The organism is Terrabacter sp. Root181, from assembly GCF_001428505.1.
In the GTDB taxonomy this organism is placed as follows: Bacteria; Actinomycetota; Actinomycetes; order Actinomycetales; family Dermatophilaceae; genus Terrabacter.
Genome location: NZ_LMHU01000006.1, coordinates 95,212 through 120,950 on the forward strand (window position 1 = coordinate 95,212; position 25,739 = coordinate 120,950).

25 protein-coding genes, 1 tRNA gene, 1 pseudogene and 1 riboswitch are annotated in these 25,739 nt (G+C 71.7%); of the genes and pseudogenes, 24 read left to right on the top strand and 3 right to left on the bottom strand.

Translation table 11 applies throughout. From position 1 onward, the window contains the following. Positions 1-6: 6 nt before the first annotated feature. Positions 7-618, bottom strand: coding sequence for a hypothetical protein (locus tag ASD90_RS12245; protein ID WP_056756670.1), 612 nt, complete (start codon positions 616-618; stop codon positions 7-9). A 262-nt stretch (positions 619-880) separates the two neighbouring features. Here ASD90_RS12245 and ald point away from each other — a divergent pair, with 262 nt between their 5' ends. The 13 genes and pseudogenes from ald (at position 881) to ASD90_RS24370 (ending at position 11,927) form a co-directional block, all read left to right on the top strand. Then, on the top strand, positions 881-1,996 hold the full coding sequence (gene ald, locus ASD90_RS12250; RefSeq protein WP_056756673.1) for an alanine dehydrogenase: 1,116 nt from the start codon (positions 881-883) through the stop codon (positions 1,994-1,996). Beyond that, positions 1,993-2,979 carry a site-specific tyrosine recombinase XerD gene (xerD, locus tag ASD90_RS12255; protein ID WP_056757611.1) on the top strand — a complete coding sequence of 329 codons (987 nt, stop codon included), beginning with the start codon at positions 1,993-1,995 and terminating at the stop codon, positions 2,977-2,979. The genes ald and xerD overlap by 4 nt, the downstream gene beginning before the upstream one ends. A gap of 96 nt (positions 2,980-3,075) precedes the next feature. Next, positions 3,076-4,020: an AAA family ATPase gene (locus ASD90_RS12260; RefSeq protein WP_082588734.1), complete on the top strand. Its 945-nt coding sequence runs from the start codon at positions 3,076-3,078 to the stop codon at positions 4,018-4,020. A gap of 14 nt (positions 4,021-4,034) precedes the next feature. Beyond that, complete coding sequence (locus tag ASD90_RS12265; protein ID WP_082588686.1) at positions 4,035-5,114, top strand: ScpA family protein; 1,080 nt, start codon at positions 4,035-4,037, stop codon at positions 5,112-5,114. Continuing rightward, positions 5,107-5,763, top strand: coding sequence for an SMC-Scp complex subunit ScpB (gene scpB, locus ASD90_RS12270; protein ID WP_056756680.1), 657 nt, complete (start codon positions 5,107-5,109; stop codon positions 5,761-5,763). The genes ASD90_RS12265 and scpB overlap by 8 nt, the downstream gene beginning before the upstream one ends. Continuing rightward, positions 5,760-6,716 carry a pseudouridine synthase gene (locus ASD90_RS12275; protein ID WP_056756683.1) on the top strand — a complete coding sequence of 319 codons (957 nt, stop codon included), beginning with the start codon at positions 5,760-5,762 and terminating at the stop codon, positions 6,714-6,716. The genes scpB and ASD90_RS12275 overlap by 4 nt, the downstream gene beginning before the upstream one ends. Positions 6,717-6,762: 46 nt before the next feature. Then, positions 6,763-7,845, top strand: coding sequence for a prephenate dehydrogenase (locus tag ASD90_RS12280; RefSeq protein WP_056756686.1), 1,083 nt, complete (start codon positions 6,763-6,765; stop codon positions 7,843-7,845). Positions 7,846-7,905: 60 nt separating this feature from the next. Further along, positions 7,906-8,613 (top strand): (d)CMP kinase, encoded by a 708-nt coding sequence (cmk, locus tag ASD90_RS12285; RefSeq protein WP_056756689.1) that lies wholly within the window; start codon positions 7,906-7,908, stop codon positions 8,611-8,613. Beyond that, a complete protein-coding gene (locus tag ASD90_RS12290; protein WP_056756692.1) occupies positions 8,610-9,275 on the top strand; it encodes a 1-acyl-sn-glycerol-3-phosphate acyltransferase in 666 nt (221 codons plus the stop codon). The genes cmk and ASD90_RS12290 overlap by 4 nt, the downstream gene beginning before the upstream one ends. A 12-nt stretch (positions 9,276-9,287) precedes the next feature. Then, positions 9,288-10,787, top strand: coding sequence for a ribosome biogenesis GTPase Der (der, locus tag ASD90_RS12295; RefSeq protein ID WP_056756694.1), 1,500 nt, complete (start codon positions 9,288-9,290; stop codon positions 10,785-10,787). Between the two features lie 86 nt (positions 10,788-10,873). After that, positions 10,874-10,947: transfer RNA gene (locus tag ASD90_RS12300), tRNA-Pro, on the top strand. A 239-nt stretch (positions 10,948-11,186) separates the two neighbouring features. Further along, a pseudogene (locus ASD90_RS24730) lies at positions 11,187-11,498 on the top strand (Ig-like domain repeat protein); the annotation flags it as partial. A gap of 33 nt (positions 11,499-11,531) precedes the next feature. Further along, entirely contained in the window at positions 11,532-11,927 is a 396-nt protein-coding gene (locus ASD90_RS24370) for a hypothetical protein (RefSeq protein WP_056756698.1), read from the top strand. A gap of 39 nt (positions 11,928-11,966) precedes the next feature. On the opposite strand, the gene ASD90_RS12315 is transcribed toward ASD90_RS24370, so the two are convergent. Both ASD90_RS12315 and ASD90_RS12320 read right to left on the bottom strand, forming a co-directional pair. Next, positions 11,967-12,770 (bottom strand): acyltransferase, encoded by an 804-nt coding sequence (locus ASD90_RS12315; protein WP_304437879.1) that lies wholly within the window; start codon positions 12,768-12,770, stop codon positions 11,967-11,969. A gap of 107 nt (positions 12,771-12,877) precedes the next feature. Further along, complete coding sequence (locus tag ASD90_RS12320; protein ID WP_082588688.1) at positions 12,878-14,320, bottom strand: YibE/F family protein; 1,443 nt, start codon at positions 14,318-14,320, stop codon at positions 12,878-12,880. A 160-nt stretch (positions 14,321-14,480) separates the two neighbouring features. On the opposite strand from ASD90_RS12320, the gene ASD90_RS12325 reads away from it, so the two are divergent. The 11 genes from ASD90_RS12325 to ASD90_RS12375 all read left to right on the top strand — a co-directional run bounded on the left by ASD90_RS12325 (position 14,481) and on the right by ASD90_RS12375 (position 25,700). Beyond that, positions 14,481-15,089: a CDP-alcohol phosphatidyltransferase family protein gene (locus ASD90_RS12325; protein WP_056756700.1), complete on the top strand. Its 609-nt coding sequence runs from the start codon at positions 14,481-14,483 to the stop codon at positions 15,087-15,089. Next, a complete protein-coding gene (locus ASD90_RS12330; RefSeq protein WP_056756702.1) occupies positions 15,086-16,126 on the top strand; it encodes a DUF881 domain-containing protein in 1,041 nt (346 codons plus the stop codon). The genes ASD90_RS12325 and ASD90_RS12330 overlap by 4 nt, the downstream gene beginning before the upstream one ends. Beyond that, positions 16,123-16,455, top strand: coding sequence for a small basic family protein (locus tag ASD90_RS12335; protein ID WP_056756704.1), 333 nt, complete (start codon positions 16,123-16,125; stop codon positions 16,453-16,455). The genes ASD90_RS12330 and ASD90_RS12335 overlap by 4 nt, the downstream gene beginning before the upstream one ends. A gap of 2 nt (positions 16,456-16,457) precedes the next feature. After that, positions 16,458-17,630: a DUF881 domain-containing protein gene (locus tag ASD90_RS12340; protein ID WP_056756708.1), complete on the top strand. Its 1,173-nt coding sequence runs from the start codon at positions 16,458-16,460 to the stop codon at positions 17,628-17,630. A 187-nt stretch (positions 17,631-17,817) separates the two neighbouring features. Beyond that, positions 17,818-18,207 (top strand): glycine cleavage system protein GcvH, encoded by a 390-nt coding sequence (gene gcvH / locus ASD90_RS12345; RefSeq protein WP_056756710.1) that lies wholly within the window; start codon positions 17,818-17,820, stop codon positions 18,205-18,207. Between the two features lie 105 nt (positions 18,208-18,312). After that, positions 18,313-18,783, top strand: a complete 471-nt coding sequence (locus ASD90_RS12350) for an FHA domain-containing protein (RefSeq protein ID WP_056756712.1) — start codon at positions 18,313-18,315, stop codon at positions 18,781-18,783. Then, positions 18,780-19,505 carry a MerR family transcriptional regulator gene (locus ASD90_RS12355; protein ID WP_056756716.1) on the top strand — a complete coding sequence of 242 codons (726 nt, stop codon included), beginning with the start codon at positions 18,780-18,782 and terminating at the stop codon, positions 19,503-19,505. Before ASD90_RS12350 ends, ASD90_RS12355 begins: the two co-directional genes overlap by 4 nt. A 41-nt stretch (positions 19,506-19,546) precedes the next feature. Further along, positions 19,547-20,065 carry a bifunctional nuclease family protein gene (locus ASD90_RS12360; protein WP_056756718.1) on the top strand — a complete coding sequence of 173 codons (519 nt, stop codon included), beginning with the start codon at positions 19,547-19,549 and terminating at the stop codon, positions 20,063-20,065. Between the two features lie 243 nt (positions 20,066-20,308). Then, positions 20,309-20,893: a MerR family transcriptional regulator gene (locus tag ASD90_RS12365; protein ID WP_056757624.1), complete on the top strand. Its 585-nt coding sequence runs from the start codon at positions 20,309-20,311 to the stop codon at positions 20,891-20,893. Between the two features lie 110 nt (positions 20,894-21,003). After that, a riboswitch (glycine riboswitch) is annotated at positions 21,004-21,103 on the top strand. A 76-nt stretch (positions 21,104-21,179) separates the two neighbouring features. Then, positions 21,180-24,107 carry an aminomethyl-transferring glycine dehydrogenase gene (gcvP, locus tag ASD90_RS12370; RefSeq protein ID WP_082588689.1) on the top strand — a complete coding sequence of 976 codons (2,928 nt, stop codon included), beginning with the start codon at positions 21,180-21,182 and terminating at the stop codon, positions 24,105-24,107. Positions 24,108-24,212: 105 nt separating this feature from the next. Further along, the gene (locus ASD90_RS12375; RefSeq protein ID WP_056756720.1) at positions 24,213-25,700 is read left to right on the top strand and encodes a hypothetical protein; all 1,488 of its coding nucleotides are present in this window, start codon (positions 24,213-24,215) and stop codon (positions 25,698-25,700) included. Positions 25,701-25,739 lie beyond the last annotated feature (39 nt).

The window sequence follows — 25,739 nt, forward strand, 5'->3', positions numbered from 1 at the left end:
CGCGAGTCACGTGCCGGGCGGCGGGCGCAGGCCCTGGTCCCGGAGCTCGAGCAGGGCGAGGCTGCGGATGACGTCACGGTCCTGGCGTCGCCATGCACCGGCAGGGTCGTCGGACACGCGAGCCAGAGCGCGCATCGGCTGCGTGGCCATCGCTCGCAGGGCGAACAGGTCGAGGTCCTCGCCGGCGTCGATGAAGCGCTGCGACTGGATCGCGTTGCGCACGAAGCGGATCCGGACGTAGAGCCACACGACGAGCACGACCACGATGGGCACCAGTGCCGCCGCGAGGCCGAGGCCGAGCGCGAGCTGGTCGACGGTGTCCGCCATCGAGGTCCCCGCTGCCTGCAGCGTGGTGCCCGACCCGGCCGCCTGGGTCAGCCACGTCTTCAGCTGGTCGCCGACGAGCGGGATCTGGCCGGCCTGGTCACCCGCGCCGGTGAGCGCGCCGTTGACCGACTGGCCCGCGGAGGTGATCGAGTCTGCCGGTGCGCGCAGCCGGTCCACGATGTCGTGGACCTGGCGGCCGGCATACACCCAGAGCCCGATCCACAGGAGCATGAGCACGTCGGAGAGGATCTGTCGGGTGCGGCGGGCCGGGGTGTCTGCGTAGAGCTTCACGGGCCCATGGTGGCGAAGATGAAGAGAAAGAACACGTGGAGGCCACCACCGAGGCGATCCAGGCGACCACGGAGCCCGCGAGGAAGGCGCCTCGAGGCGTGCGCGAGCCCGTGGCAGGGCGCGAGTCCGGCCGAGGGCAGTTGTGCGAGGTCGTGACCGGGCCGTGACGCCCACGGATACAGTGGCCTCGCGGCCCCTGCGGGCCCGTCTCAGCACGGCAACGTCGCCGCGGCCGAGTCAGCCCGGAAGGAAGTGCAGCACCATGAAGGTCGGCATCCCCCGCGAGGTCAAGAACCACGAGTACCGCGTGGCCATCACGCCCTCAGGCGTCCACGAGCTCACCGAGAACGGGCACGACGTGGTCGTGGAGAAGGACGCCGGGGTCGGTTCGCAGATCAGCGACGACGACTACATCGCGGCCGGCGCGCGGATCCTCGACTCCGCCGACGACGTCTGGGGCGAGGCGGACATGGTGCTCAAGGTCAAGGAGCCGGTCGCCGAGGAGTACCACCGGATGCGCGAGGGCCTGACCCTCTTCACCTACCTGCACCTGGCAGCCGACAAGCCCCTCACCGAGGAGCTCGTCAAGCGCAAGGTGACCGGCATCGCCTACGAGACGGTGCAGCTGCCCTCCGGGGCCCTGCCGCTGCTCTACCCGATGTCCGAGGTGGCCGGCTGCCTGGCACCCCAGGTCGGCGCCCACGCGCTGATGCGCGCCCAGGGCGGACGCGGCGTGCTCATGGGCGGCGTCGGCGGCGTCGCCAACGCCAAGGTCGTCATCCTCGGTGCCGGGGTCTCGGGCCAGAACGCCGCCAACATCGCGCTTGGCATGGGCGCGGACGTCACGCTGCTCGACACCGACCTCGACAAGCTGCGGATGTCCTTCTGGCGCTACGAGAACCAGGTGCACGGCCTCGCCTCGAACCGGCTCACGGTCCAGCAGCAGGTGCAGGAGGCCGACATGGTCATCGGTGCCGTGCTCATCCCCGGTGCAGCCGCTCCCAAGCTCGTCTCCAACGAGCTCGTATCGCAGATGAAGCCCGGCTCCGTGCTCGTCGACATCGCGATCGACCAGGGCGGCTGCTTCGAGGACAGCCACGCCACGACGCACGCGGACCCGACGTACCGCGTGCACGAGTCGGTCTTCTACTGCGTGGCCAACATGCCGGGCGCGGTGCCCAACACCTCGACGTACGCGCTGACGAACTCGACCCTGCCGTATGCCGTGAAGCTCGCCAACCAGGGCTGGCGCGACGCCCTGCGCACCGACCACACGCTCGGCCTGGGGCTCAACACGCACGACGGGCACGTCACGTACGCCGGCGTCGCCGAGGCGCACGGCATGGCGTCGGTCGGTCTCGACGAGGCGCTGTCCTGACCGAGCAGGTCGTCACCGGGCCACCCGCGGCACGACTCTCGCGCCTCGAGCGCGACGTCCGCGGGTGGCTCGACCACGTCCGCGTCGAGAAGGGCGCGTCCGACAACACCCTCAAGTCCTACGCCCGCGACCTGCGTGCCTACACCGCGTTCCTTGCCGCGCGGGGGATCGACGACGCCGGCAGGGTCACCGAGGCGGACGTCACCGACTTCCTCGCGTCCCTGCGCGAGCGCGGGCTCGCTGCCTCGTCCGCGGCGCGGACCCTCGTCGCGGTCCGGGGCTTCCACCGCTTCCTCGCGCTCGAGGGCGAGGTGGCCGGTGACCCGGCCGCCAACGTCGCCCCGCCCAAGCCCCCCGCACGCCTGCCCAAGGCGATCCCGATCGAGGCCGTGGAGCGGCTCCTCGCGGCGGCGTCGGTCGGCGACACGCCCGAGTCGCTGCGCGACCGAGCACTCCTCGAGGTCCTCTACGGCGTCGGCGCCCGCATCAGTGAGGCCGTCGACCTCGACGTCGACGACATCGAGACCGCCGCCCTCCCCGATCCCGCCGGCAGCACTCCGACGGGCGGGGGAGCGGCGTCCGTGCGACTGCGCGGAAAGGGCGGAAAGGAGCGCATCGTCCCCGTCGGCCGCTACGCGGTGGAGGCCGTGACGGCATACCTCGTCCGGGGCCGACCGGCTCTCGCCACGCACGGACACGGGGGTCCGGCGCTCTTCCTCAACCAGCGCGGGGCGCGGCTCTCACGCCAGTCTGCGTGGGCGATCATCCGGCGCGCCGCCGAGCGGGCCGACCTCACCGAGCACGTCTCGCCCCACACGCTGCGCCACTCCTTCGCCACCCACCTGCTCGACGGCGGGGCCGACGTGCGCGTCGTCCAGGAGCTGCTCGGGCACGCTTCCGTCACGACGACGCAGATCTACACGATGGTCTCGGTCCACCGACTCCGCGAGGTCTATGCGGGCGCCCACCCCCGTGCCCGCTGATAAGGTCACACGTGATCAGCGCGAGGCTGACCGCAGCATCCCAGGGCAAGGCCGAGCGGAGTGGAACACCCGGTGAACGAGGAGTCACACGACACCATGCAGTCCGTGCCGTCCGAGGACCTCGACCAGTCTCGACAGAGTGCGGTCACCGCCGCCCCCCGCGTCGCGCACCTGCCCGGCACCGAGTCCGCGGGCTCGGGCGCCATGGGCCCGACCGGCCGACCTCTTCCTGACTTCCCGGACCCCGCGCCGCTCTCGAGCCACGGGCCGGCTCGCATCATCGCCATGTGCAACCAGAAGGGCGGCGTCGGCAAGACGACGACGACGATCAACCTCGGCGCAGCGCTGGCCGAGCTCGGCCGCAAGGTCCTCGTCATCGACTTCGACCCGCAGGGCGCGCTGTCCGTCGGCCTCGGCGTCAACGCCCAGGAGCTCGACACGACGATCTACAACCTCCTCGTCGAGCGCGGCCACGAGATCCACGACGTCATCCAGCAGACGCGCACGCCCAACCTCGACCTCGTGCCCGCCAACATCGACCTGTCGGCGGCCGAGGTCCAGCTCGTCGGCGAGGTCGCCCGCGAGCAGATCCTGGCCCGCGTGCTGCGGCCCGTCGTCGACGAGTACGACCTCGTCCTCATCGACTGCCAGCCGTCGCTCGGCCTGCTCACCGTCAACGCGCTGACCGCCGCGCACGGCGTCATCATCCCGCTCGAGTGCGAGTTCTTCGCGATGCGTGGTGTCGCGCTGCTCATCGACACGATCGACAAGATCACCGACCGCCTCAACCCGCGCCTGCAGGTCGACGGCATCCTCGCCACGATGTACGACAGCCGCACCCTGCACAGCCGCGAGGTCGTGCGCTCGGTCGTCGACCACTTCGGCGAGCAGGTCTTCCACACGGTCATCAGCCGCACGGTCAAGTTCCCCGACGCGACCCTCGCCGCCGAGCCGATCACGTCCTACTCGTCCGAGCACTCCGGTGCCAACGCCTACCGCCAGCTCGCCCGCGAGCTCATCGCGCGCGGCGGCGCGGCCTGATCCGCAGTGATCTGATGACCGAGCAGGACACCGTCGACCGCACCGCGGTCGACACCGACGACGCAGGCGTGCCCGCGCAGGCCCCGGAGGCGGAGTCACCGGACGCGCTCACGCCCGCCGCGGTCGCCCCTGCGGCGCCCGGCGCGCCCGCGGAGGAGCTGACACCCGGCGGTGTCATCACGCGCCGCTCCGCCGCGCCCTTCGAGGTGCACCTCGACGTCTTCTCGGGGCCCTTCGACCTGCTGCTCGGCCTCATCAGCAAGCACAAGCTCGACATCACCGAGGTGGCCCTCGCCAAGGTCACCGACGAGTTCGTCGCCCACATCAAGACCGCGCAGGCGGCCGACAGCGACTGGGACCTCGGGCAGGCCTCCGAGTTCCTGCTCATCGCCGCCACCCTGCTCGACCTCAAGGCATCGCGCCTGCTCCCGCAGTCCGGCCCGCAGGACGACGAGGACCTCGCGCTCATCGAGGCGCGCGACCTGCTCTTCGCGCGACTGCTCCAGTACCGCGCCTACAAGGACATCGCCGCCACGTTCCGCGAGCGGATGGCGACGGCCGGGCGCATCACCCCACGTCAGGCGGGTCTCGAGCCGGAGTTCGCGAGCCTGCTGCCCGAGCTCGTCATCGCCATCACGCCCGAGCAGTTCGCGATGATCGCAGCGCGGACGATGACGCCGAAGATCGCGCCGACCGTCGGCCTCGAGCACCTGCACGCGCCCCAGGTCAGCGTCCGGGAGCAGGCCGCGATCATCGTGGACCGGCTGCGCCACCGCGGCCAGGTCTCGTTCCGGAGCCTCGTGGCCGACGCCGACAGCACGCTCGTCATCGTCGCGCGGTTCCTGGCCCTGCTCGAGCTGTTCAAGGAGGCGGCGATCGCCTTCGAGCAGGCCGAGGCCCTCGGCGAGCTCGACATCCGCTGGACGGGCACCGAAGCCGGCGACATCGCGATCGACGACGAGTTCGACGAGGACGACGAGACGGACGAGACGGACGAGTTCGACGAAGACGACGAGGCCGACGGCGAGCCCGCAGAGGGCACCGAGGAGACGGGTGGCGACGCCACCCCACGAACAGGAGCACACGATGAGTGACCAGTCGGCGCAGGGGCCCGACGCGACCACCGAGCCCGAGGTGCTCGTGGAGCGCGAGGGTGCCGACGAGCAGATCGCCTTCGACATCAACGACTTCCCGGGCGGTGCCCGCTCGGCCCTCGAGGCCGTGCTCATGGTCGTCGACGAGCCGGTCACCGAGGTGGCCCTCGCGTCGGCGCTCGAGCTGCCCGTCGACGACGTGCGCGGTCACCTGCACGCCCTCGAGGAGGAGTATGCCGCCGCGCAGCGCGGCTTCACCCTGCGCAGCGTCGCGGGTGGATGGCGCGTCTACAGCCGGTCCGACTTCGCGCCCGTGGTGGAGAAGTTCGTGCTCGACGGGCAGCAGGCCAAGCTGACCCAGGCCTCGCTCGAGACGCTCGCCGTCATCGCCTACCGCCAGCCGGTCTCCCGGGCGCGGGTCAGCGCCGTGCGCGGCGTCAACGTCGACGGCGTCGTGCGAACGCTGACGTCGCGCGGCCTCATCGAGGAGGTCGAGGACGTGGGCGAGAGCGGCGCCATGCTCTTCCGCACGACCCCCTACTTCCTCCAGCGGATGGGGTTGTCGTCCCTCGACGACCTCCCGGCGCTGGCGCCCTACCTACCGGACGCCGACGTCATCGACGAGCTCATCGAGGAAGGACACGCATGAGCGAGTACTCCAGGTCACCCCGCCAGCCGCGCAAGAAGGACTCCGGGCCCACCGGAGGCCCTGGCGGCGCACGCCGTGGCGGGCGACCCGTCGCAGGCGGCAAGAGCGGCGGAAGCAAGGGCGGAAGCGGCAAGGCGTCGGGTCCCCGCTTCGCGGGCTCGACCAAGGCCAGCCAGCCCACCAAGCTGCCCGAGCGCAAGGCCACGCCCGAGATCGACGTGCACGACCCCGACGGCGTGCGGCTGCAGAAGCTCATGGCCGCCGGCGGTGTCGGCTCGCGCCGCGTCTGCGAGAACCTCATCGAGCAGGGACGCGTCGAGGTCGACGGCCAGGTCGTCACCGAGCTCGGCGTGCGCATCAACCCGCGCAGCCAGGTCGTCCACGTCGACGGCGTGCGCGTCAACCTCGACGAGGACCGCGTCTACCTCGCCTTCAACAAGCCCAAGGGCGTCGTCACGACGATGCACGACGAGCTGGGTCGCATCTCGCTGGCCGACTACGTCGGCAACCGCGAGGAGCGGCTCTTCCACGTCGGTCGTCTCGACGCCGACACCGAGGGCCTGCTCCTGCTCACGAACGACGGCGACCTCGCCCACCGGCTGCAGCACCCGGCATACGGCGTGCTCAAGACCTATGTCGCGACGATCCGTGGACCGGTGCAGCGTGACGTCGGCAAGCGCCTGCGTGAGGGTGTCGAGCTCGAGGACGGACCCGTGAGCGTCGACTCGTTCAGGATCGTCGACCACCAGCCGGGCAAGGCCATGGTCGAGGTGGTGCTGCACGAGGGCCGGAAGCACGTCGTGCGCCGCATGCTCGAGGCCGTGGGGCACCCGGTCCTCGAGCTCGTCCGCACGGAGGTCGGTCCGATCCGTCTCGCCGACCTCAAGTCCGGGCGCACCCGCCGTCTCAACAAGGCCGAGATCGGGGCGCTCTACAAGGCCGCCGGTCTGTGATCCGGACGTCCGGGCCGTGGGACGACCCGCTCGCTACGCTGACGGGGTGAGCACGCACGTCCGCATCGTCGGGGCAGGGCTGATCGGGACAAGCCTGGGGATCGCCTTGTCCAACAGCGGATTTCGCGTGTCGCTCGAGGACCCGTCCCCGACGGCCGTCCGACTCGCACGCGACCTGCGTGCAGGTGAGATGGCCGAGGACGTGTCGGACCCGCCGGACGTCGTCGTCGTCGCGGCGCCCCCCGACGTGGCGGCTCGGGTCGTCGTCGACGCGCTGGGCCGGTGGCCTGACGCCGTCGTCACCGACGTCGCCTCCGTCAAGGAATCGCTGCTCCGTGTCGTGCTCGACTCGGGGGCCGACGCGAGCCGCTACGTCGGGTCGCACCCGATGGCCGGCCGTGAGCGCTCCGGTGCCGCCGCCGCCCGCGCTGACCTCTTCGACGGTCGGGCGTGGGTCGTCGTGCCCCACGAGGCCTCGACCGACGCCGCGGTGCGTCGCGTGCGTGAGCTCGCCCTCGCCGTGGGTTCCGCCGTACGGGTCATGCCGGCCCACGAGCACGACGAGGCGGTGGCGGCCGTGTCGCACGTGCCCCAGCTGGCCGCGAGCATCGTCGCGGCGTGCCTGCGCGAGCTGCCCGAGTCCGCCGTCGGACTCGCCGGCCAGGGTCTGCGCGACGTGACGCGCATCGCCGCGAGCGACCCCCGCCTCTGGACACAGATCCTCGCCGGCAACGCCCCCGCCGTGCGCCATGTCCTGCGCCACGTCCGTGACCAGGTCGACGACGTGGTCGCCGCCCTCGACGCCCTCGTCGACGCCGACGGCGCCGGGGCCCTCGGCACGCTGAGCCACGTCCTCGAGGCCGGCAACCTCGGGCACGCACGCATCCCCGGCAAGCACGGCGCCGCCCCAGCGGCCTACGAGGTCGTCTCCGTCGTGGTCCCCGACGAGCCCGGGTCGCTCGCGCGGCTGCTCACCGACGTCGGTGACGCGGGCATCAACCTCGAGGACCTCCACCTCGAGCACGGGCTCGGCCAGGCCGTCGGCGTCGCGGAGATCTCGGTGGTGCCCGCCTCCGTCGAGCCGTTGCGCACCGCGCTCGCCCGCCTCGGCTGGCGCGTCCACGACTGACGGTCCCGGCCCCCCGGGCGGGTCCGGAGGCGGTCCGGTCGAGGCACTATCGTCGTCCGCATGCCGCAGACCCCCGAGGACCACCTGTCCGGTTTCGTCGTCGCCGTGGACGGGCCCTCCGGGTCCGGCAAGTCCAGTGTCAGCAAGCAGGTCGCGCGGTCCCTCGGCTACGGCTACCTCGACACCGGCGCGATGTACCGCGCGCTCACCTGGTGGTGCCTGCACGAAGGCGTCGACCTCACCGACGCCGAGGCCATCACCGCTGCGGCACAGCGCTTTCCGCTGCACATCGGGACCGATCCCGATGCGCCCACGGTCGAGGTCGACGGCACCGACGTCGCCGCGGCGATCCGCGAGACCGGCATCTCGACCAACGTCTCCGCCGTCGCCACCGTCATCCCCGTGCGCGAGATCCTCCGGGTCCTGCAGCGCCGTCTCATCTCGGAGGCGGCCGGTTCCACGGGCGGCGTCGTCGCCGAAGGGCGAGACATCACCACCGTCGTCGCGCCCGACGCGCCCGTGCGCATCCTGTTGACCGCATCCGAGGAGGCGCGGCTCGCGCGGCGCTCCACCGAGCTGCACGGAGCCGCCGACGCGGACGCCGTGGCCGCCACCCGCTCGCAGATCGTCGACCGCGACAAGGCCGACTCCGCGGTGTCGGAGTTCACCGTGGCCGCCGACGGCGTCACGACGATCGACACGTCGCACCTCGACTTCGAGGGCTCGGTCGAGGCGGTGCTCCAGGTGGTCGAGGCGGCCCGGGCATGAGCCAGGCGGTCGCTCCCCACCCGAACCGGGCCCGGATCGGCCGCCCGATCGGCAAGGCCATCTTCAGCACGCTCTACCGCGGCACCGCCCTGCACCCCGAGCGCGTCCCGCCCACCGGGCCGGTGATCCTCGTGGCCAACCACGCGGCCTTCCTCGACGGGCCCCTCGTCTTCGGCCTGGCGCCGCGACCCGTGAGCTTCCTCGTCAAGCAGGAGGCCTTCTCGGGCTTCTGGGGCTGGACGATCCGCAACGTCGGCCAGATCCCCATCGACCGGTCCGTCGGCGACCGCGCCGCCCTCGCCTCGGCCAGCGCGGTCCTCGAGTGCGGGGGAGCGGTCGGGATCTTCCCCGAGGGCAACCGGGGCGACGGGGAGGTCCAGCAGGTCAACCACGGAGCCGCCTGGATCGCGCTGCGCACCGATGCCCAGATCGTGCCGGTCGCCGTCAGCGGCACCCGCGTACTCGGTGCCACCAAGGACGACTGGCCGGCCTTCCGCTCGCGCCTGCTCGTCGACTTCGGTGACCCGTTCCGGCTCGCTGTCGACCCCGCTGTGCCGGGCCGCGACCGCCTCCGACTGGCCAGCGACCGGCTGCGCGACGCCCTCGCGTCACATGTAGGCCGCTCGCGGGTGGAGAATGGTCCCTCAACAGACGTTCACTGATTCGAGGACACCGTGACTGACGAGACCGCCCGCCCCACCGACGAGGGCGCTCCGATCTCGACCGCCGACCCCGCCGTCGACGACGCTGCCGTGGAACGCGCGCTGCGCGCCGGGCTCGACGACTTCGAGCTCAGCCCCGAGGACCAGGCGCTGCTGGATGCCCAGGGGCCGCTCTCCGACGACGGTGCGGCCCAGGGCCCGCTCCCCGTCGTGGCCGTGATCGGCCGACCCAACGTCGGCAAGTCGAGCCTCGTCAACCGCATCCTGCGACGCCGGGAGGCCGTCGTCGAGGACGTGCCCGGCGTGACCCGCGACCGCGTCTCCTACGAGGCCGAGTGGGGTGGACGTCGCTTCACCATCGTCGACACCGGCGGCTGGGAGGCCGACGCCACGGGGATCCACCTCCGCGTCGCCGAGCAGGCCGAGATCGCGATCGACCTCGCCGACGTCGTCATGTTCGTGGTGGACGCCACGGTCGGCGCCACCGACGACGACGAGGCGGTCGTCAAGCTGCTCCGCCGCTCGGGCAAGCCCGTCGTGCTGGTCGCCAACAAGGTCGACGACCAGCGCGGCGAGGCCGACGCCGCGATGCTGTGGAGCCTCGGGCTGGGGCAGCCTTTCCCCGTCTCGGCCGTGCACGGCCGCGGTAGCGGCGACGCGCTCGACGCCGTGCTCGAAGTGCTGCCCGACGTGTCGGCGCACGGCGCGTACGCCCAGGGCGGCCCCCGCCGGGTCGCCCTCGTCGGCCGACCCAACGTCGGCAAGTCCAGCCTGCTCAACCGTCTGGCGGGCTCGGAGCGCGTCGTCGTCGACAACGTCGCCGGCACCACCCGCGACCCCGTGGACGAGCTGATCGAGCTCGGCGGCAAGACGTGGCGCTTCGTCGACACGGCCGGCATCCGCCGCCGCGTGCACCAGAGCCGCGGCGCGGACTTCTACGCGTCACTGCGCACCCAGACCGCCCTGGAGAAGGCCGAGGTGGCCGTGGTGCTCATCGACGCCGAGGAGCCGATCGCTGAGCAGGACATCCGAGTCGTGCAGCAGGTCATCGACTCCGGCCGTGCCCTCGTCATCGCCTACAACAAGTGGGACAACCTCGACGAGGAGCGCCGCTACTACCTCGAGCGCGAGATCGAGAAGGAGCTGGTCCAGGTGCCGTGGGCCCCCCGGGCCAACATCTCGGCGCGCACGGGCCGCCACATGGACCGCCTCGTGCCCGCCATCGAGACCGCACTCGAGTCGTGGGACACCCGCGTCCCGACCGGGCGGCTCAACGCCTTCCTCGGCGAGATCGTGGCATCCCACCCGCACCCGCTGCGTGGTGGCAAGCAGCCCCGCATCCTCTTCGCGACCCAGGCCTCGACCCGTCCGCCGCGTTTCGTGATCTTCGCGTCGGGCTTCATCGAGGCCGGCTACCGCCGCTTCATCGAGCGCCGGCTGCGCGAGCAGTTCGGCTTCGAGGGCACGCCGATCGAGGTCTCGGTGCGCGTCCGCGAGAAGCGCCGCCGCTGACGGAGCGGGCACGGGGCCGCCCACGGGGGCCGATTGGGACCAGCGGCATCGGGTGCGCTAATGTTCCTTTCGCCCCGAGGGGCATTCGGGCTGTGGCGCAGCTTGGTAGCGCACTTGACTGGGGGTCAAGGGGTCGCAGGTTCAAATCCTGTCAGCCCGACCGATCGACGAAGGGCCGCACTCTCCACCGAGAGTGCGGCCCTTCGTCGTCGGTGCGGGTGCCCGTGCGAGGAGCCGAGGGCACCCGGCTCCGAGTGGCCCGAATCCGATTGTGGTGCAAGGTGTCCCGGCTGCCACTGCAAGGACTGCCTGCGGGCGGCAGCCGGACCCTCGGGGGCGGCTCGGCCACCTGCGCGGTCAGCCACCCCTCCGCAGGCACGCGCAGCATCACCGCGGTCTATGACGGGTCGCCCGACCACCTCACCTCCACCTCGGCGGCCGTCAGCCAGGTCGTGGGGGGCCGCCACGAGGGCGGGCCTGACGACCTCGGCGACGACGGTCCGGACGGGCCAGGGTGTCACCTACACCGCCACGGTGGCCGCCGCCGCGCCCGGCGGGGGAGTGCCGACCGGCACTGTCACGTTCAGGGACGGCACGACGGTGATCGGCTGCTCGGCGGGCTCCCAGACCCTGAACGCCTCGGGGATCGCCACCTGCACGACGACCTTCCCGACTCCCGGCTCAGGATCGGTCACGGCGACGTATGCCGGCACCGCCAGCCACACGGCGTCGACGTCCACGACGGTGACCCAGGGCGTCGTCAACGCACAGGCAGTCGGGCTCGTCTTCTCCGGGGCCACACTCAACGGCACCTCGGTCACGCCCAGCTGCAGGGGCGCCGTCGGGTCGTCGTACGGCTGCACCGTCTCGGGCGGCGGCAACAACGCCGTCGTGGTGGCGAACGTCGGGTTCGGCAACAGTGCGGGCGGGGCGGTGTCCTACAGCGGCGCGACGGAGACGCTCTCCTGGTCCGCCACCGGCAAGAACACGGGGAGCGGGACCGTCACCGTGGCCCCGAACGCCACCGCCTCGACCGGCACCGTCTCGGCGACGAAGAACGGCGTGAACGCGGCGGCCGTCACGGTGAGGTTCACCGAGTCCGGTGGCGCGACGTGGACGGCCGTCCTGACCGTCTCCTGACCGTCCTCGGGGCCGGCCACAGTCCCGGTGGACGGGGCGTCAGACGCGGCTGCTCAGCGTGCGGGCGCGGGCGCGGACGGCCTTGAGGCCCTTGCGCGTGCGTCGCCGCGCACCGGCGTAGATCTCCCGGCTGCGTGAGGGCCTGCTGTCCGGGTCGACCGTCAGGGTCCAGTAGTCCGTGGACTTCTTGACCGAGGCCGCGGTCGGCTTGCGGTAGGGCGGGTCCAGGGTGAGGTGAGGACGCTCCCAGGCCACGTTGCGCTTGACGACCTTGGCCGGCGCGCCCGCACCGACGACGTTGTTGGGCAGCGAGCGCGTCACGACCGAGCGCATACCGACGACGGTGCCGTCGCCGATGGTCACACCCCCGAGCACGCAGGCACCGAGGCCGAGCCACACGTGGTTGCCGATGACGATCGACCGGGCCGCGTTGACCCTCTTGCCCGTGCGGACGTCGAAGATCGGGTGGCCGTCGTCGGCGCGGATCTGGATGTCGGAGGCGATCATCACGTCGTCGCCGATGGTGATCGACGTGCCCTCCGCGGTCGACATGGCCACGGTGGTCGTCGACGACACGTTCTTGCCGATGCGCACCTGGCAGCCGTCACCGACGCGGATCGCCGCTCGCAGCCCAGGCACGCCTCGGCTGCTGCCGATCTCCACGAGGCCGTCGTCGCAGTCGAAGTCGACGAAGAGCTGGGCGATGTTCTGCTGGGTCGCCACGCGCAGGACGTTGTTGCGCCCGCGGAACTTGATGCGGATGTTCTTGTCGACGGTGCCGCCGAACTCGATGCGGTTTCCCCGGTCGTCGTCGTACGCCTCGAGGGTCGTCACGTGGTTCATGGCGGCGAGCCTAGTGGTTCCTGAGAACTGGTTGAAAGCCTCACGAGTCCCAGCCGACGTGACCTGCGGTGACGTCGTGACCGGGTGCGGATGTCCGCCACCTCGGCTCAGGAGGCGGACATCCGCGCCCTGGCCTCGGCCCGTGTGGACGGCTCGGGAGGGCCGCTCGCGGCCCGGACCAGGTCGGCCGCGGTCGGGCCCTGCTGCTCCGCGTCGACGCGACCTGCGGGGCGCCCCCTGCCACCGGGCGAGCCGGCCCCGCGGTCGTTCGGCGCCGGGGTCGCCGGGATCCTCGCGGCTCCGACGGTGAGGGCCGCGATGGCCGTCGTCACGGGCACCGCGAGCACCAGACCGATGGCGCTGGCGAGCGTGCGCACGATCTCCTCGGACAGTGACTCCGTCTGGAGCATCTCCAGCACCGGTCGTTCGTAGAGGAAGAGGAGCAGCAGCACGGGGAGCGCAGCACCCGCATACGCGAAGACGATCGTGTAGATCGTCGAGGCGATGTGGTCGCGCCCGATGCGCATGCCGGACTGGAAGAGCTCGCGACGCCCCATCGAGGGAGCGGCGGCGCGCAGCTCCCACACGGCCGACGACTGCGTGATCGTCACGTCGTTGAGCACGCCGAGACCGGCCACGATGATCGCGCAGGTGAGCAGCTCGCGCGGGTTCATCGTCGTGACGAACGACGCCAGCGTGGCGCCCTCGTCGTTGGCGACGCCGCTGAGGCGTGCCAGGTCGACGGCGAGCAGGCCGAGACCGGCCGTGATCGCGACGCCGAAGAGCGTGCCGGCGAGGGCCGTGCTGGTGCGCACCGACAGTCCGTGGGCGAGGTAGAGGACGACGAACATGATGGCGGAGGACCCGATGAGGGCGACGAGCAGGCCCGACTGTCCCTCGAGCAGCGCCGGCAGCATGAACTTCACGACGACGAGGCCGCCGAAGACGAGTCCGACGAGAGCGAGGATCCCGCGCCACCGCGCGACGACGGCCACGACGACGAGGAAGAGCGCGAGCATCAGCGACAACGGCGCCCCGCGCTGCACCTGCAGGAAGGAGTACGTCTCGGGCTGGGAGTCCTGGGGCGGGGTCCGGAGCAGCATGACGGTGTCGCCCTCGCGCAGTCCTGACGTGGAGACCGCGGGCGGCACCGAGACCGAGACGATCGGACGCACGTCACCCGAGGTGGCGGTGGGCTGCTCGAGCTGGACCGTGATGGCGCCGCACGTCGCGTCCGCGTCGACGACGTCGCCACCCTGGCCGTCCGCCGGCTTGGCACCGGTGCCGGCATCGGGGCCCTCGCAGACCGGGAGGACCGCCTGGACCTCCGCCACGGGAAACGTCACTCCGGGCGCCGCGAAGTCGGACGTGCCCACCCGCGCCGGCGTCTGCGCGTCGGTGGGCCAGTAGCGCACGAGACCGAACACGGTGGCCGCCGCGGCGAGCACGAGCAGCAGGGTGAGCCCGACCCGGGCCAGGGTGCTGACGGCGACGGTGCCGGACGCACCGGGCGCGTCGTGGGCATGGCTGTGCGAGTGTCCGCCGGGCATGGTGCAGAGTGTGCCAGAGCAGGTCCGGGCCGTAGGGCCTGCGGTCCCCGCCTTCGGGGCCGGCCGTCACGCCGGCCCGCCCGTCGCCGAGGGTGGTCGTGTCCGGATCGATGCCGGGGACGGATCTCGGCTGCTCCGGGTGCCCGTTAGGCTTGCCGCCGTGGAGGTCGAGAGAGCGGGGGAGCGCGAGCACGTCGTGACGGAGCGCCTGCTGACGATCCCCAACGTCCTGTCGGTGCTGCGCCTGCTCGGCGTGCCCGTCTTCCTCTGGGCCATCGTCTCGGAGCGCGACGGGCTGGCCTTCCTGCTCCTGCTGTTCTCCGGGGTCACCGACTACCTCGACGGCAAGATCGCCCGGCGGTTCAACATGGAGAGCCGCCTGGGTCAGTTCCTCGACCCCATCGCCGACCGGCTCTACATCCTCACGACCCTCGTCGGGCTCATGTGGCGCGACATCATCCCGGTCTGGCTCGTCGCCGTGCTCCTCGCACGCGAGGTCGTCATGGCACTGATGCTGCTCTACCTGCGCACCAAGGGGCAGGTGGGCCTGCCGGTGCACTTCGTCGGCAAGGCCGCGACGTTCAACCTCCTCTACGCCTTCCCGCTCCTGCTGCTCGCGCAGCGCGACGACTGGCTCGGCGACCTCGCCCGCCCCATCGGCTGGGGCTTCGCGTGGTGGGGCGTCGTCCTCTACTGGCTCGCCGCCGTGCTGTATGCCGTCCACGCCCGTCTCGTGCTGGCGCAGCGTCCCCGGGTGGTGACCCCGTGAGCACCGAGCGCCGACCCGACGAGTCGATGACCCTGCTCACCACGATGATGGAGCGGCCGCTCGATGCCGGCTACCAGGAGGCGGCCGACCGGCGGATCGCTGCCGGACTCCCCGGCGCCACGTCCACGCGCACGGTCCTCGTCGTCGTGCTGGCGATCCTCACCGGGTTCCTCTTCGCGGTGGCGGCGCAGTCGCTGCGACCCAAGCCCACGGCGGCCGCCGCCGTGAAGAAGGAGCTCGTCACCCGCATCGAGGCCCTCCAGAAGCACGGCACCGACCAGGAGGCCAAGGTGGCCGCGCTCGGCAAGCAGGTGCGCGACTACGAGGCCCTGGCGCTGCAGCAGTCGGGTGGCACCGACCTCACGAGCACCATCAAGGACCTCGAGGTCCAGGCCGGCGCCGTGCCCCTCACCGGCCCGGGACTGACGCTGACGCTCGACGACGCCGCCTCGACCGACACCGGCGCCGACGCGGGCAGCCGGCCCAGCAGCGGTTTCCAGGAGGGGCGGGTCACCTCCGGCGACCTCCAGATCATCGTCAACGGTCTCTGGGGCGCCGGGGCCGAGGCCATCTCGATCAACGGCCACCGGCTCAGCTCGACCGCTGCCATCCGGTTCGCGGGGCAGGCGATCATCGTCGACTTCCGCCCCCTGTCACGGCCCTACGTCATCACGGCGCTCGGCGACACCCAGGGTATGCAGCAGCTCTTCGATCCGTCGTTCGCCGGGCTCTACCTCTCGCAGCTGACCGACGAGTACAAGATCCGCTCGATCCTGGCCGGGAGTGACTCGCTCACGGTGCCGGGGGACTCGGCCGCACGGCTGGAGGTCGCGGAACCCGTCGGTCCGCCCGTAGGCTCGACCGGGCCGGGCGCGACGCTCCAACAGGGCACGTCCGCCCCGAAGCGGAGCGCTGGCGCCGCGCCGACCGGCACGAGCACGTCGACCACGCGCTCGCCCTCGGACACCTCGAGTGGCGCCACCGACTCCGGCACCGGAAGCCCGGCGTCACCGACCAGTGAGGAGAACCCTTCGTGATCCCAGTTCTCGGCCTCGTGGCCGGACTCGCGGTGGGGCTCTTCCTCGATCCATCCGTGCCGGTGTGGCTCCAGCCGTACCTGCCGATCGCGGTCATCGCGGCTCTCGACGCCGTCTTCGGTGCCCTCCGCGCGATCCTCGACGGCATCTTCAACGACAAGGTCTTCGTCGTCTCGTTCCTGTCCAACGTCGTCGTGGCCGCCTTCATCGTCTTCCTCGGCGACCAGCTCGGTGTCGGTTCGCAGCTCTCGACCGGTGTGGTCGTCGTCCTCGGCGTGCGGATCTTCTCCAACGTCGCCTCGATCCGCCGGCACCTGTTCAAGGCCTGAGCATGGGCAAGCGCAAGAAGGGTCGCCCCGCACCCACTCCCGCCCACGGCCAGGAGCCGGTCGTCGACGCCACGGCAGAGTCGCCGGCCGACGCGGCTCCCGACACGGCGCCGGAGAGCACGCCCGCCGCCTCGGTCGAGCCGACGGTCGAGCCGACGGCGGAGCCGACCCCAGCGCCCGAGCCCACGCCCGAGCCCACGCCCGAGCCCACGCCCGAGCCCACCGCAGAGCCTGCCGCCGAGCCCACCGCAGAGCCTGCCGCCGAGCCCACCGCAGAGCCCACCGCAGAGCCCACCGCAGAGCCCACCGCAGAGCCTGCCGCCGAGCCCACCCCAGAGCCTGCCGCCGGGCAGGCGGAGGTGGCTCCTGCGTCGTCGCTCGCGGCCGCTGCTGACGACGACCCGGCCGAGAGCGCCGGACCCGCAGCTCCCGAGACGGGGACGAGCCGGGTGCCGGTCGAGGGCCGCGCGGCCTGGACGCGCCTGGTCAGGATGAGCCGTCCCCGCGCCACGCGGGCCAACGTCCTCGGGGCCCTGCTCGCCGTGCTCCTGGGCGCCGGCATCGCCGCCCAGGTGCAGCTGACCAACCAGCGTGGCCTCGACGAGCTGAGCCAGACCGACCTCGTCCGCGTGCTCGACGACATCTCGCTGCGCTCGTCCCGCCTCGACCAGCAGGTCCGTGAGCTCGAGGCCACCCGCGACCGCCTCAAGAACGGCACCGGCACGGCAGCCGAGGCCCTCGAGCAGGCGCAGAAGCGCGTCGACACCCTCGGCATCCTGGCCGGGACCCTCGCAGCCAAGGGGCCGGGCATCACCTTGCGGATCAGCGACCCGACCAACGCCGTCACCGGACCGATCGTCCTCGACATCATCCAGGAGCTGCGCGACGCCGGGGCCGAGTCCATCGACGTGGGCGGCGTCCGGGTCGTGGCCTCGTCGTTCGTGGGTGACCGCGACGGAGAGATCCTCGTCGACGGCGTGCAGGTGCCGCGTCCCCTCGTGATCAAGGTGATCGGTGACTCGAAGACGCTGTCGTCGGCCATGACGATCCCCGGTGGGATCGTCGAGTCGGTGCGGCAGAAGGGGGCCGAGGCCACCGTCACGGAGTCGAGCCTCGTCGAGATCACCTCGATGCACCGGCCCACCGAGATGACCCACGCGAAGCCCGTCGAATGACCTCACGAGGGTGCCGGAGCAGCGGCGCACTGACCCGGAACAGCACTGCGTGCCGCCCACTCCCTGCGCACGTCGCGCGGGCATGGCATCCTCTCAGGTGCCACCGCATCGCCGGCGACACCAGCGCCCAGCAGCACGCGCATCCACCACGGCCCCGATCGGGGCCGACCACAGACGAAGGAGCGACATGAGCGACCTGGACTACCCCTCCGACCTGCGCTACACCAGCGACCACGAGTGGGTTCGTGTCGGCGACGACGGAGTGGTTCGCATCGGCATCACGTCCTTCGCCCAGGACGCGCTGGGCGACGTCGTCTACGTGTCCCTGCCCGCCGTCGGCGACACGGTCACGCCCGGTGACTCGTGCGGAGAGGTCGAGTCGACGAAGTCGGTGAGCGATGTGTACGCGCCCCTCGAGGGTGAGGTCACGGCGACCAACGCCGCCCTCGACGCCTCGCCCGAGCTGATCAACTCCGACCCCTACGGGGAGGGCTGGATGTTCGAGCTGCGCCCGGCCGACGCCTCCGCCGTCGAGGGCCTGATGGACGCGTCGACCTACACCGCCTCGCTGACCTGACCCCGACGGGTCCCCGTTCCGCCACGATGCCGGGCAGGCTCCGACCTGCCCGGGTCAACTAGAGTGGATGGACCCGAATCCGCCCGCACCACAGAGGAGGACCGCATGTCGAGCGACCTGCCCGACCCCGACGACATGAACGTCGAACCCCGCACCATGCGGTTCCAAGGCGTGCCGTCGCTGGACAGCGACCACGTCGACACCGTCGACGGGCGGGGCCTCACGGCCGAGGACCAGGCGACCATCGAGGCCCTGCGGCCCGGGACCGCCCTGCTCGTCGTGCTCCGCGGCCCCAACACGGGGGCCCGCTTCCTGCTGGACGACCAGGAGGTGGCCGCTGGTCGCCACCCCGACTCGGACATCTTCCTCGACGACGTCACCGTCTCGCGCAAGCACGCGGCCTTCGTCGCGCAGGGTGGCGGCTACGTCGTGCGCGATGCCGGTTCACTCAACGGCACCTACGTCAACCGGGAGCGGATCGACGAGGCCCCCCTGCACCAGGGCGACGAGGTCCAGATCGGCAAGTTCCGCCTCGTCTACTACTCGTCCGGAGCACCCCAGCCCGCACCGGCATGACCGCAGGCACGGTGGCGGGCGACGCGGGAGAGGCTGCCCCTCGGCGCCTGACGATCGGCAAGGTCCTCGCAGCGCTCTCCGACGACTTTCCCGATGTCACCGCGTCGAAGATCCGCTTCCTCGAGGCCGAGGGACTGGTGCTTCCGCACCGCACACCGTCGGGCTACCGCACGTACACCGAGGACGACGTCCGCCGTCTGCGCTACGTGCTGTCGGCGCAACGGGACCGCTACTGGCCGCTCAAGGTCATCCGGGACGCCCTCGACGCCCTCGACCGCGGTCTGTCCGACCCAGGCGAGGAGTCGGGAGGCCGGCCCCGGCCGCCAGCACCGTCGGCGGACCCCGAGGTCCCGGGCCCGCAGGACCTCGCGGCACGCAGCGACGTCTCGCTCACCGGGCCGGAGCTGCGGGAGGCCACGGGGATCGACCGCGACACCATGATCGCGCTCGAGACGTACGGCCTGCTCCAGCCCGACGAGAAGGGCCACTTCGGCCACGACGCGCTGGCGATCGCGGCGGCCGCCCGGACCCTCGCCGGCCACGGGCTCGAGGCACGCCACCTCCGGCCCTTTCGCACCGCCGCCGACCGTGAGATCGGCCTGGTCGACCAGGTCCTGGCGACCCGTCGGGGGAGTGGCACACGCGAGGAGCGGACGGCCGAGATCGCCTCTGCCTGCATCGCGCTGCACGTCGCGCTGGTCCGCTCGGGCCTGGCCCGCTGAGCCCGTACCCCACCGTCGACGCGCCGGGGTACGGTGGAGAAGTGAGAGAGGTCGATGTCCTGGGCGTCCGCGTCGAGATGCCCACGAACCAGCCGATCGTCCTGCTGCGTGAGCGGGACGGCGGGCGTTACCTGCCGATCTGGATCGGCGCGGCCGAGGCCGCCGCGATCACCTACGCCCAGCAGGGTGTCGTGCCGCCGCGACCGCTGACCCACGACCTCATGCGCGACGTCCTGTCGGTGCTCGGCCACGAGCTGACCGAGGTGCGCATCGTGGCGCTCAAGGACTCCGTGTTCCACGCGGCCCTCATCATCGACGGCAAGGCGGAGGTGAGCTCGCGGGCGAGCGACGCCATCGCGCTCGCCCTGCGCACGGGTGCCAAGGTGCTCGTCGAGCCGGGCATCCTCGACGAGGCGGCGATCGTCGTGTCCTCGGAGGAGGACGACGAGGTCGAGCGCTTCAAGGAGTTCCTCGACCACGTCTCCGCCGAGGACTTCGAGGGCCCGGCGCCCGAGGCCGAGCCCGGTGACCGCCCCGACGTGCCCGACCGTCCGGACTGACACCACCACGCTCACGGCGTCCCTGCAGGCCCGCCGACGGCAGCAGCGACCGAGACCTTCACCTTCAGGTCGTACGTGAAGGTTGCGGCCGCCGTCCCGACACGCCGCCCTGTGATGCCCCCGGTGATTGACCCGAGGGTGGGCGCGGCCTACCGTCAGGAGAACGACGTGACTGTAGTTATCCGGATGTCGTCTGCGCGCACGCACCTTCGCGGCTCGCAGCCTGAGCAGGAGGAGGACGGCATGGCCGCCATCGAGGACGCGCACGACGCTGGTCGGGTCATGCCGGTCGGGTCCCAGGGGCTGCTGTTCACCGACGACCTGCCCGCGCTGTCCGAGGACAGCGGCTACCGCGGTCCGACCGCCTGCAAGGCGGCCGGCATCACCTACCGTCAGCTCGACTACTGGGCGCGCACCGGGCTCGTCGAGCCGTCCGTCCGCAGCGCCACCGGCTCGGGCACCCAGCGGCTCTACGGCTTCCGCGACATCCTCGTGCTCAAGGTCGTCAAGCGACTGCTCGACACGGGTGTCTCCCTGCAGCAGATCCGCGTCGCCATCAGCCACCTGCGTGAGCGCGGCGTCGAGGACCTCGCACAGATCACGCTCATGAGCGACGGCGCCTCGGTCTACGAGTGCACGTCGGCCGACGAGGTCATCGACCTGGTCCAGGGCGGTCAGGGTGTCTTCGGCATCGCCGTCGGACGAGTGTGGCGCGAGGTCGAGGGCGAGCTGGCCCTGCTGCCGAGCGAGCGCGCCGACGACGACGCCCCGGCCGACCACCCCGACGACGAGCTGGGCGCGCGACGCCAGGCCCGCCGCATGGCCTGACCGGCGCAGCACCTCCCGAGGCATCACCGACTCGGCCCGACCGGACTCTCCGGCCGGGACTGGTGCGTGCCGTGAGCACGGCTGCCTGCTGGTAGATTTGTGGTGCCGATCGACCCTGCGTGGGAGAGTCCTCGGGGTGCGACGCACCTGCGAGGCGCCGAAGGGGCAACATCCCCGGAACCTCTCAGGCGCCAGGACCATGCGGGCGAGGCAACTCTGGAGGCACGTCACGGTGCTCGACAGACGGGGAGCGTGTGTCGTCCGCTCGAACCCGTCAGGAGCCCGCATGTCGATCGACCAGCTCGTGCCCGTCACCACCGGAACGTCCACCGAGACGGTGATGGCCGACTTCGTGAGCCGTCACGTCGGCCCCGCCGGCGACGACGTCCGCCACATGCTGGAGGTCGTGGGCCAGCCGAGCCTCGACGCGATGTGCGACCGCGCCATCCCCGGGGCCATCCGGTCCGAGTCGCCGCTGCGGATCGAGGCGGCCGCCAGTGAGAGTGCCGTCATCGAGGAGCTGCGCGGGTTCGCCTCGCGCAACACGGTGCTCACCTCGCTCATCGGGCTCGGCTACTACGGCACCGTGACCCCGCCGGTCGTGCGTCGCAACGTCCTCGAGAACCCCGCCTGGTACACCGCCTACACGCCGTACCAGCCCGAGATCTCCCAGGGCCGGCTCGAGGCCCTGCTCAACTTCCAGACGGTCGTCACCGACCTCACCGGGCTCGACGTGGCGGGCTCCTCGCTCCTCGACGAGTCGACGGCGGCCGCCGAGGCAGTGTCGCTCATGCGGCGCGCCAGCAAGGCCGCCTCCGACGCCGTCGTGCTCGTCGACGAGCGGCTCTTCCCGCAGACCATCGCCGTCATGCGCACGCGTGCCGAGGCGCTCGGGCTGCCCCTCGTCGTCGCCGATCTGCGCGGCGTGACCGATACCGACTCCCTCGCCGCGGCCGCCGGAGGCCAGGCCGTCGTCGGCGCGATGGTGCAGTACCCCGACGCCACCGGCGAGCTCGTCGACTGGACACCGCTGACCGCGGCGGTCCACGAGGCCAAGGGCCTCGTCACGGCGTGCGCCGACCTGCTCGCACTGACCCTGGCTGCCGCCCCCGGGGAGTGGGGCGCCGACATCGCCGTCGGCAGCGCCCAGCGGTTCGGCGTCCCGATGGGCTTCGGCGGCCCGCACGCCGGCTACATGGCCGTGCACCGCGGCCTGGAGCGCCAGATCCCGGGTCGCCTCGTCGGGGTGTCCGTCGACGCCGAGGGTCACCAGGCGTACCGTCTCGCCCTCCAGACGCGTGAGCAGCACATCCGCCGCGAGAAGGCGACGTCCAACATCTGCACCGCGCAGGTGCTCCTCGCCGTCATGGCGAGCATGTATGCCGTGTGGCACGGTCCCGCGGGCCTCGTGGCCATCGCGCGGCGCGTGGGTGGTCTGACGGCCACGCTGCGCGGTGCACTCGTCGACGGTGGCCTCGACGTCGAGACGACGTCGTTCTTCGACACGCTCACGGTCGTGGTGCCGGGTCGCGCCGACGAGGTCACGACCGCGTTCGCCGACCGAGGCATCAACGTGTGGCGCGTCGACGCCGACCGCGTGTCGCTCAGTCTCGACGAGACCTCTACTCCCGCAACGGTGCTCGCGGTTCTCGACGGCTTCGGGGTCGACCCGGCCGACGATGCCGAGGCCACGTTCGGCGCCCGCGTCGCGAACGGCATACCCGAGGCCCTGGCGCGCACGTCCGAGTTCCTCACCCACCCGGTCTTCCACGCGCACCACTCCGAGACGGCGATGCTGCGCTACCTGCGCCGCCTCTCCGACCGTGACTTCGCGCTCGACCGCGGCATGATCCCGCTCGGGTCGTGCACGATGAAGCTCAACGCCACCACGGAGATGGAGGCGGTCACCTGGCCCGAGTTCGCCAACCTCCACCCGTTCGCGCCGGCGGAGCAGACCGTGGGCATCCGCGCCCTCATCGACGACCTCTCGGCTTGGCTCTGCGAGATCACCGGCTACGACGCGGTGTCGCTCCAGCCCAACGCCGGATCCCAGGGTGAGTTCGCCGGCCTGCTCGCCATCCACGCCTACCACCAGGCCCGCGGAGAGGGACATCGGCGGGTCTGCCTGATCCCGGCGAGTGCCCACGGCACCAACGCCGCCTCGGCCGTCATGGCCGGCCTCAAGGTCGTCGTCGTCAAGACGGCCGCCGGCGGCACCGTCGACATGGACGACCTCCGGGCCAAGGTCGAGGCGCACCGCGACGACCTCGCCGCGATCATGGTCACCTACCCGTCGACCCACGGCGTCTACGAGGACACCATCTCCGAGCTGTGCGAGCTCGTCCACGAGGCAGGCGGCCAGGTCTACGTCGACGGAGCCAACCTCAACGCGCTCGTCGGGCTCGCGCAGCCGGGCACGTTCGGCGCCGACGTCAGCCACCTCAACCTGCACAAGACGTTCTGCATCCCGCACGGCGGCGGTGGCCCCGGCGTGGGGCCGGTCGCGGTCCGCGCACACCTCGCGCCGCACCTGCCCAACCACCCGCTCGCCGCGGAGGCCGGCCCCGAGACCGGTGTCGGTCCCGTGTCGGGCGCCCCCTACGGCTCGGCGAGCATCCTGCCGATCTCGTGGGCCTACGTCCGCCTCATGGGGGGCGAGGGCCTGCGGCACGCGACGCAGATGGCCGTCCTCGGCGCCAACTACATCGCGGCCCGGCTGCGCGAGCACTACCCGGTGCTCTACTCCGGACACGACGACCTCGTCGCCCACGAGTGCATCCTCGACGTCCGGCAGATCACGGCCGAGACCGGCGTCACCGTCGACGACATCGCCAAGCGCCTCGTCGACTACGGCTTCCACGCCCCGACGATGAGCTTCCCGGTCGCCGGCACGCTCATGGTCGAGCCGACCGAGTCGGAGAACCTCTACGAGCTCGACCGCTTCTGCGACGCGATGATCGCGATCCGCGGCGAGATCGAGGCGATCCGTGCCGGCGAGGTCGCGGTGGGCGACAGCATGCTGCGGCACGCACCGCACACGGCCCTCAACATCGCGGGGGAGTGGGACCACCCCTACGAGCGCACCGAGGCCGCCTTCCCCGTGGGGATCAACGCCGCCGACAAGTACTGGCCGCCGGTGAGCCGCATCGACGGCGCCTACGGCGACCGCAACCTCGTCTGCTCGTGCCCTCCGCCGGAGGCCTTCGAGGGCTGATCGGCCCGCACGACCCGTGGTCATCTCCTGACCGCACGCGCTCAGGAGATGACCAGTCCGTGCGTGCCCCTCGCGTCGCGACCCCGAGTGTGGTTGTCTCGGCACGTGGGAGCCGATGTCGAGCAGGCCAGGTACACGCGTGAGCAGCGGCAGCAGTACCGGGAGAAGGTGCGCCGCGACCTCGACGTGTTCGAACGCATGCTCGGCAAGAGCGAGTTCGAGTTCGACCGTCCGATGACGGGTCTCGAGATCGAGCTCAACCTCGTCAACGAGGACCTCGGCCCCAAGCTCGACAACAAGACGGTGCTCGAGCAGATCGCCGACGAGGACTACCAGACCGAGCTCGCGCGCTACAACATCGAGCTCAACGTCCACCCTCGACCACTGCCCGGCGACTCGGCCATCGAGCTCGAGAGGCTGCTCCGCGAGTCCCTCAACCGCGCCTCGGAGAAGGCCGCCGAGGCGCACGCCGGGATCGTCGCCATCGGCATCCTGCCGACGGTCATGCCCGAGCACTTCGAGGGCGACTGGATCAGCGAGAACATCCGCTATGCCGCGCTCAACAACGCCGTGCTCGACGCCCGGGGCGAGGACGTCTGGCTCGAGCTCGAGGGGCCGACCGGCGAGCGCATCGCCCGCTACTCCGACAGCCTCGCGCCCGAGTCCGCCTGCACCTCGATCCAGCTGCACCTCCAGGTCCAGCCCGAGCGGTTCGCCGACCACTGGAACGCCGCCCAGGTGCTCGCCGGTCCGCAGCTCGCCCTCGGCGCCAACTCGCCGTTCTTCCTCGGCCAGCGGCTCTGGGCCGAGACCCGCATCCCGCTCTTCACCCAGGCCACCGACACGCGGTCGGTCGAGCTGAAGAACCAGGGCGTGCGTCCGCGCGTGTGGTTCGGCGAGCGCTGGATCACCTCGATCTTCGACCTCTTCGAGGAGAACGTCCGCTACTTCCCGGCCCTGCTGCCCGAGCTCTACGACGAGGAGCCCGAGGAGGTCTTCGAGCGGGGCGAGGTGCCCGAGCTCAAGGAGCTGCGCCTGCACAACGGGACGGTCTACCGCTGGAACCGCCCGATCTACGACATCGTCGGCGGCCGCCCGCACCTGCGCGTCGAGAACCGCGTCCTGCCGGCCGGGCCGAGCATCGCCGACGTCATGGCCAACGCCGCCTTCTACTACGGCACGATGCGGGTGCTCGCCGAGGAGGACCGCCCGGTCTGGACCCGGATGAGCTTCTCCGCGGCCGAGTCGAACTTCGAGGAGGGCGCACGCCTCGGCATCGACGCCCGCACCTACTGGCCCGGGCTGGGCGACGTGCCGGCCACCGAGCTCGTCCTGCGCCGCCTGCTCCCGATGGCCCACGAGGGCCTCGAGCGCTGGGGCGTCTCGACGGCGGTGCGCGACCGCTTCCTGACGATGATCGAGCAGCGGTGCCTCACGGGCGTCAACGGTGCGTCGTGGCAGACGGAGTGCGTGGCCCGTCTCGAGGCGCGCGGGCTGACCCGCGACAAGGCCCTGCGCGAGATGCTGCGTCACTACATCGAGGGCATGATGGCCAACGAGCCCGTGCACACGTGGGAGCTCCCCAAGGAGTGACCGCGCGAGCGGACCACCCTGTGCCCCAGCACAACCGGC

What these genes read in the sequence shown, in the direction of transcription:
- ald (WP_056756673.1), top strand. Translation starts at nt 881, where the DNA reads ATGAAGGTCGGCATCCCCCGCGAGGTCAAGAACCACGAGTACCGCGTG.
- ASD90_RS12260 (WP_082588734.1), top strand. Translation starts at nt 3,076, where the DNA reads ATGCAGTCCGTGCCGTCCGAGGACCTCGACCAGTCTCGACAGAGTGCG.
- ASD90_RS12265 (WP_082588686.1), top strand. Translation starts at nt 4,035, where the DNA reads ATGACCGAGCAGGACACCGTCGACCGCACCGCGGTCGACACCGACGAC.
- scpB (WP_056756680.1), top strand. Translation starts at nt 5,107, where the DNA reads ATGAGTGACCAGTCGGCGCAGGGGCCCGACGCGACCACCGAGCCCGAG.
- ASD90_RS12275 (WP_056756683.1), top strand. Translation starts at nt 5,760, where the DNA reads ATGAGCGAGTACTCCAGGTCACCCCGCCAGCCGCGCAAGAAGGACTCC.
- cmk (WP_056756689.1), top strand. Translation starts at nt 7,906, where the DNA reads ATGCCGCAGACCCCCGAGGACCACCTGTCCGGTTTCGTCGTCGCCGTG.
- ASD90_RS12290 (WP_056756692.1), top strand. Translation starts at nt 8,610, where the DNA reads ATGAGCCAGGCGGTCGCTCCCCACCCGAACCGGGCCCGGATCGGCCGC.
- ASD90_RS12315 (WP_304437879.1), bottom strand. Translation starts at nt 12,770, where the DNA reads ATGAACCACGTGACGACCCTCGAGGCGTACGACGACGACCGGGGAAAC.
- ASD90_RS12320 (WP_082588688.1), bottom strand. Translation starts at nt 14,320, where the DNA reads ATGCCCGGCGGACACTCGCACAGCCATGCCCACGACGCGCCCGGTGCG.
- ASD90_RS12340 (WP_056756708.1), top strand. Translation starts at nt 16,458, where the DNA reads ATGGGCAAGCGCAAGAAGGGTCGCCCCGCACCCACTCCCGCCCACGGC.
- gcvH (WP_056756710.1), top strand. Translation starts at nt 17,818, where the DNA reads ATGAGCGACCTGGACTACCCCTCCGACCTGCGCTACACCAGCGACCAC.
- ASD90_RS12350 (WP_056756712.1), top strand. Translation starts at nt 18,313, where the DNA reads ATGTCGAGCGACCTGCCCGACCCCGACGACATGAACGTCGAACCCCGC.
- ASD90_RS12355 (WP_056756716.1), top strand. Translation starts at nt 18,780, where the DNA reads ATGACCGCAGGCACGGTGGCGGGCGACGCGGGAGAGGCTGCCCCTCGG.
- ASD90_RS12365 (WP_056757624.1), top strand. Translation starts at nt 20,309, where the DNA reads ATGGCCGCCATCGAGGACGCGCACGACGCTGGTCGGGTCATGCCGGTC.
- gcvP (WP_082588689.1), top strand. Translation starts at nt 21,180, where the DNA reads ATGTCGATCGACCAGCTCGTGCCCGTCACCACCGGAACGTCCACCGAG.